Origin of the sequence: Microbacterium sp., from assembly GCF_026393345.1 — a bacterium.
Lineage (GTDB): Bacteria > Actinomycetota > Actinomycetes > Actinomycetales > Microbacteriaceae > Microbacterium.
Window position 1 is genome coordinate 1 of sequence record NZ_JAPLAI010000013.1, and the last position, 5930, is coordinate 5930.

Sequence of the window (5930 nt, forward strand, 5' to 3'; positions counted from 1 at the left end):
TGCGGAACTGGATGAATCGGGACGCGGTCGACTCTGGCCGCAAGCCCGGCATGACCAGCGATGAGCACCGTGAGCTTGTCGAGTTGCGGCGCCGGAACCGTGTGCTGGAGATGGAGATTGAGATCCTCAAGCGCGCGTCGGCCTACTTCGCGAGGGAGAACGTGCTCCCAAAATAGGGTTCCGGCTGGTCCAGGAGCTCGCCGCGGACGGTGTTCCCGTCGTGGTGGCTTGCCGGTTCCTGAACGTCTCGAAGTCTGGCTACTATGAGTGGGTGCGTCGACCGCCATCACCGCGGGCTCTCGCGGATGCGGAGCTGACGATGACGATCGGGCGTGAGGAACGGATCGGTGACAACTGATCGTTAGTGCCGGGAGGCGCTGGCGGGAAGGATGTCATCATGCCCGGTCCCTATCCGAGAGAGTTCCGCGAAGACGTCGTCGCGGTCGCCCGCCGCCGTGAGAGCGGCGTCACCATCAAGCAGATCGCCACTGACTTCGGAGTCAGCGAGGCGACGCTGCAGAACTGGCTCCGCCAAGCAGATGTCGAGGAAGGCAAGCGTCCCGGTCAGACGGCAGACGAGGCCGCCGAGATGCGAGAGCTGCGCCGCCGTAACCGTCTCCTCGAGCAGGAGAACGAAGTCCTCAGGAAGGCAGCGGCATATCTGTCGCAGGCGAACCTGAAACTGGGTGGCTCCCCAAAATGACGTACCCGCTCGTTGCCGAGCTCGCCGAGGCGGGGATCCCCGTCACGGTGTCGTGCCGGGTCCTGAAGCTCGCAAGACAGCCCTACTACCGCATTGACTACATCCGCGGCTGGCTGGCACTGCTCGCAAACCCCCGCGAGCTGTATCTGAACGCCGACGACCAGATGCGCCGTGAACTGAACCAGGCAATCTTCGAGCACCTCTGGGTCCTTGACGAGAATCGGGTCGAGTCCGAACTCACCGAGCCCGCACAGCTGCTCATCGAAGCCCAGCGCGCCTGGGCACGCGAGATGCACGCCACAATCGAAAACAGCCAGGCCAGCGATGAATCGCAAGCCTGGCTGACTTCGGTTGAAACTGACGCCACCCTCACCGCCATCAACTTGGTCGATGGTTCGAGTAAGCGTCGTCTGGTGGACCTGAGGGGACTCGAACCCCTGACCCCCTGCACGTTATGTGCCCGTGGCTGGTTGCTTGAAATCTCGGGGCAAACCGCCCTCTGACCTGGCATTAGCGTAGTCGATCTTTCACCACACTTGACCACTGTTTACCGTGTCGGAGTGCCCGTGAGTGCCGGCGTAGTGCCCTCAGAGTGCCCCGCGAGTGCCTGCGCCGCCATGTCGGACTGAGTGAGCCGCGCGGATGCTTGGGTGGCGCTACAGCCGTGCGCCGCGCGCTCGTTTGGGCTGCAATCGCACCTCAGCGAACAGGCCTGTTGGCCACGATGACATCGGAGACCGCGTGCAGCAGGTCCGCCGCAATGCCAAGGGCGTTGTTGCACATTGAGGTCACGTCATCGACCGAGCGGTGCACGCGTGCGCGCCGGCCTGACTCGTCAGGGCGCTCGTAGTCCATTGAGTGCGCGATGTTGTTCCGAGCCTTGAAGAACGGATCGAGAGATTCGAGGGTTGCATCGGGCACAGTTGAGTTCGGGACGCCCAAGGCGTTTCGAACCCGCTTCTTCAAGTCGCCGCTGCCCTGGAAGCTCGCCTTCGTCTTCATACGCAGGTAGTACACCAGCAGATGTTCGGCAGGCTCAGCGCCGATGATCGCACGCTTCAAGTCCTCATCGACTTTGTCCTTCCCAGAAAGCGCCTGTTTGAGCTCAGCCTCGTACTGAGCACGTGCGGCGGTCCCGCCGATGGGGATGAGGTACCGGCCGGCATCCCAGATGATGCGTTGCATCGATGCGTCGATGCCGCTGGAGGTCATCACTATGGCCGAACGTAGGAGGTCAACTTCCTCACTCGCCAGACGTCCGACGGTGGTCTTGTTAGCGACGCGTCGTATGTCGGAGAGTCGCTGTGACGCGCTGACGATTCCCGCGACGGAACCATGTGTGCCGTTGAGAAATCGGTACGCATTGCGGACCTCTGGCACTTTGGCCTTCGGCCCATCGCGAAGAGGTTCGATCGTTCCCGGCATGCAGTGACGCTATCGTTCGCGCGAGAAGCTCGGGCTTGACACGCGGCGTCGTGACTCGACCCCAGCAGCAGACAGAGGCGATCTCGTACGACTAAGCGATGGTGACCTCATCATCATCATCACCATCATCATCATCATCACCAACATCGTCGCCGTCGGGGTCAAGCCCAGCCACGAATTCTTCCACCACGTCTGCCGGAGGTATGTACGGGAGGTCGAACAGATAGCTCTCAAGCGCCGTGTCGCGGATTCGCCTGCTACCGAGGTCACTCGATGCGCGCACGCCGCGCGCGTAGCCGCGAGCTTGTAGAAGCTGTTCCGCTGGCGTCAGGTCCGATAGGTAGGCGCTGACCGAGTCGGAGAACACTCGCAGCCTGCTAGCGAGCGTGTCCCGGGTCTCACGATCGAAGGGCATCTCACCTTCGCGTTTGGCCAACACGAGGAAGAGAGTGTAGAAGTCCGTCTTTCCCTTCCATCGCGTTTTCGTGGGCCAGTCGAGGATCTGTGCAAGTTCGCCCAAGACCGTCGCGAAGTCGCGCTCGATCTGTGCCCGGTCAGGGAACTCGACTTCAAAGGACTTGTAGAACTTGTCTAGCGTCGTCTTCTTGTTCTGCAGCCCGTATAGGCGGGCAACTGAGATCTCACTAATGAACTCGACGTCCAGCATGCGACGGATATCGTTCACCGTGAAGATTCCTGACGTAACCCAGAACTCGTTCTGACTGACCGCCTTCATCGAAGAGATGAACTCGCCCCAATAGGTGGCATGGCGCAGTTCCTGTGCGTTGAGCACCACGTTGTTCCGGTTGAGCCGCCCGAATATTTCACGGATCTCAGGCTCTGACAGGGCCGGTAGTTCTCGGATGACGAACTTGTACTCGAAAATGGTCTGCTTCTGTTCAGGTGACAAGTCCTCGAACGTCGAGCCGGCGAGCGTGCCGGAGTCCTCCCCTAACGCGAAATCGTCCGAGAGGAACTCTAAGCACGCACGGATGCGCTGCTGCCCGTCAACCACGACGTGTTTCTCGTCACCACTCGCGTCGACCGTCGTCTGAAGGTAAAGCTCAGGGATCGGGTACCCCTTCAGGATGGTGTCGATCAATGCCGCCTTTTGCTTTTCACCCCACACGGGGTTGCGTTGGAACGGCGGCTGGAGAATCAGTTCCTCGGCCTTGAACCGTTTCCAAAACCAGGACACTGTGTGCATCGTCGCCGACAGGAATCGCTGATTGCTCGTGGTTGTTGTCATTGCGTCTCCGCCTCCTGGCCCGTCGCCACCATCGGTTCACTGGGGGGTGGTTCCGGCTGAAGGCTGGCCCTCAGCGACTCTACGTTGCGACGGTGGTACTCACGTAGCGATTCGAAATCTCGATAGATGCGCGCCTTCACGTCGCGATCAAGCGTAGGCGGACGCCGAGATGCGCGCCCGAGAGCCGATTGCCAGACCGCTCCGAAGGGCAAGTACGGCAGGAGGCGGTCGGTCGCGATCGTGCCATCGAAAACGAGGCTTCGCCGGTGCCAGCCCAGCAGATCCGCTTCATCGGGGCGACCTTTCAGCGCGTCGAGCGGGCCAAGCGCACGCAACCACCGCCAGGCCTCATCGAAGTGTCGGGGCGATATCACTGCAACGTCCACATCCGAGTCGTCGTGATAAGGACGAAAACGCTTGTCCGGCCTCGGCGAGAGACTGACACCAACCGCTGTACTACCGACAACCACCACGCACAGCGGATCGACTTCGAGTTCCGCGCCAAGGTCTGACCGCCACGCCGCGTACTGTGCACGATCGTCGAAGATCGCGGGGACGCGATCCAGTATGTGGATGCTCGTGAACGCCGCAGGGTCCAAGCTTCGAACCGCGGCGGAAATCTCCCGGTCCACGTCCGTCGTCCCCACTCGACCAGTATGCATGGCGCTGGCGCTCTGGTGCCCGCGCGGTCTGGGCACGCCGGTCCTACCGCGCGGTCATCTTCCCTCGCGCAAGCGCCGCGCGGTCTCACCGAGCACTCGGTGACCGTTGTGGTCTACCCGGATATTTCAGGCATTCTCCCGGTGAGAATGAGAACTGGGGCGGGGTGTGGGGGTGCCTCTCTCAGAAAAAACGGGGTGCGTCAGAGTGGGACCGCGCCGCCACACCGCCACACCGCCACAGTTCGGCAATAAATGCCGGTTGACCAGGACTTTTCTTGCGTGATACTCACCGCCACACCGCCGCCACACCTACCGCCACACCATACCGCCACACGACGATGCGCCTCGCAGCTCGGCTGTTCTGCCGGCGCTGCGAGGCGCGTCGTCTGGTCTCGGGTCGTGAGGCCGACCCGTGTAGAGGGCGGAGGACTCTTGCTCACCTACTTGCGGAATGATCTACCGCTAGTAGATATACCTCCCCCCTGACCCCCCTATAAGGTCCCCACGGTGCGACCGACCCTAGCACGCTGAATCACCAGGGCGCAAACTGCTCGGCGTGCAGCAGCTCGGTAAGCCGATCCCCCTGCGCTCTCGACAGCTTGCGCCGCGCTTCATAGAACGGCACACCCTGCGCCTGCATCTCTGCCATGCGCTCGCGCAGACGCTGCTCGATCTGCGGCCCGCGTGCCCGCTCGGCCTCATCCGGCTCGGCCAGCTCCTCCGCTACCGCGTCGAGCGTGTCTAGCGAATGCGCGAGCACTCCGCCCGCCAGGTGCCAATCTTCGGGCGTCAGGTGCGATCTGCCTGCCATGTTCGCCAGGGCTATGCCGATGATCGCGCGGTTCAGCAGAACACGGCTATTGATCGGGTCTCGCTCCCCTCGGTGAGCTGCGCGCGTATCCGCTTCATGTGCGGTGTCCATCTCGGGCAGCGCGTCCACGAAGCGCACCCCATCCCACTGCGAGAGGGGAACCTGCACGGGCGGGTGCTCGGTGCTCGGACGCGGCGCGCCGGCGGCTTCGGCGTCCTCAGCGACCAGCCACACGAAACGCGCTGCCAGCCCGCCAGCTACCGCACCCTCACTGAGCAGCGGCCCCGCCCGACGCGGCTGGACTCCGATCGTGAGCACTGCGCGGTAGGACCCGGCAGGGATCGTCACGCCGTCACCCTTCGCGTTCTGCCCCCCAAGGGTCTCCCCCGAGGTAACGGACTTGACCGTTTCGAGCATGGTCGAGCCGGTGCGATCTCCCTGCTGCGCGAGTTGGCCGACCTCATCCCAGTGCAGCCACACGGCATGATCTAGCCGCGCGAACACCAGCACCGGATCTTCGCCCTTCGCCGTTTGGACCCTGCCCAGCATCGTGGCGATAGCCTCACCGCTGCGCGCATGCGCGGTGTCAGGCACGTCCTCCCCGGCGAAAACCACCGCACCAGCTGCGCCCCGAATGGCGGTGGACTTACCCGCCCCCGACCGGCCCACGAGTGCCACGGCAAGATTCAGCGGGGTGCCCTCGGGGTGCAGCGCCGAGCGATATCGGACGGTGTGCGGGATCGTGAGCAGAGAGCGGCAGATACCCGCCGCGAGTAGCGCCCACGGTGACGCGATACGCCTGCGAGCCTCATACAGCAGCGCTGCCAGCTCAGGCCGATCGCTCGACCACACAACCGAGGGATCGGGCAGCGGCTCGACGCTCGGCGGGACTCCGGGCACGCTCACGATGCCGCGCCCATCGTCCTGCGCGCGCTTGCGATCGTGCGGCGCGCCTCGGTCTCGGTTAGGCCCGCGACTACCGCTGCACCCTCTAGGAGATCGAACGTCAGCGCGTCGTGCCCGTCGCGCAGCGCCTGACACACCGCCCAGAACAGCAGGCCGTTGCGGGTGCCCTCGGGG

6 protein-coding genes and 1 pseudogene are annotated in these 5930 nt (G+C 63.4%); 3 read left to right on the forward strand and 4 right to left on the reverse strand.

All coding sequences use genetic code 11. The features are described from left to right. Positions 1–71: 71 nt before the first annotated feature. The 3 genes and pseudogenes from NT132_RS01780 to NT132_RS01790 form a co-directional block, all read left to right on the forward strand. Positions 72–271 (forward strand): annotated as a pseudogene (locus NT132_RS01780) (IS3 family transposase); the annotation flags it as partial. Between the two features lie 126 nt (positions 272–397). Continuing rightward, entirely contained in the window at positions 398–703 is a 306-nt protein-coding gene (locus NT132_RS01785) for a transposase (RefSeq protein WP_087625650.1), read from the forward strand. Then, complete coding sequence (locus NT132_RS01790) at positions 700–1206, forward strand: hypothetical protein (RefSeq protein ID WP_297783893.1); 507 nt, start codon at positions 700–702, stop codon at positions 1204–1206. The genes NT132_RS01785 and NT132_RS01790 overlap by 4 nt, the downstream gene beginning before the upstream one ends. 196 nt (positions 1207–1402) lie before the next feature. Here NT132_RS01790 and NT132_RS01795 read toward each other — a convergent pair whose 3' ends face one another. The 4 genes from NT132_RS01795 to NT132_RS01810 all read right to left on the reverse strand — a co-directional run bounded on the left by NT132_RS01795 (position 1403) and on the right by NT132_RS01810 (position 5756). Then, positions 1403–2128 (reverse strand): hypothetical protein, encoded by a 726-nt coding sequence (locus tag NT132_RS01795; protein ID WP_297783896.1) that lies wholly within the window; start codon positions 2126–2128, stop codon positions 1403–1405. Between the two features lie 91 nt (positions 2129–2219). Beyond that, complete coding sequence (locus NT132_RS01800; RefSeq protein WP_297783899.1) at positions 2220–3377, reverse strand: DUF262 domain-containing protein; 1158 nt, start codon at positions 3375–3377, stop codon at positions 2220–2222. Further along, on the reverse strand, positions 3374–4024 hold the full coding sequence (locus NT132_RS01805) for a hypothetical protein (RefSeq protein WP_297783902.1): 651 nt from the start codon (positions 4022–4024) through the stop codon (positions 3374–3376). The genes NT132_RS01800 and NT132_RS01805 overlap by 4 nt, the downstream gene beginning before the upstream one ends. Positions 4025–4571: 547 nt before the next feature. Beyond that, positions 4572–5756, reverse strand: a complete 1185-nt coding sequence (locus NT132_RS01810) for a hypothetical protein (protein WP_297783905.1) — start codon at positions 5754–5756, stop codon at positions 4572–4574. Positions 5757–5930: the final 174 nt, after the last annotated feature.

Bases quoted from the DNA above. Each gene is read 5' to 3' on its own strand.
- NT132_RS01785 (WP_087625650.1), top strand. From the start codon at position 398: ATGCCCGGTCCCTATCCGAGAGAGTTCCGCGAAGACGTCGTCGCGGTC.
- NT132_RS01790 (WP_297783893.1), top strand. From the start codon at position 700: ATGACGTACCCGCTCGTTGCCGAGCTCGCCGAGGCGGGGATCCCCGTC.
- NT132_RS01795 (WP_297783896.1), bottom strand. From the start codon at position 2,128: ATGCCGGGAACGATCGAACCTCTTCGCGATGGGCCGAAGGCCAAAGTG.
- NT132_RS01800 (WP_297783899.1), bottom strand. From the start codon at position 3,377: ATGACAACAACCACGAGCAATCAGCGATTCCTGTCGGCGACGATGCAC.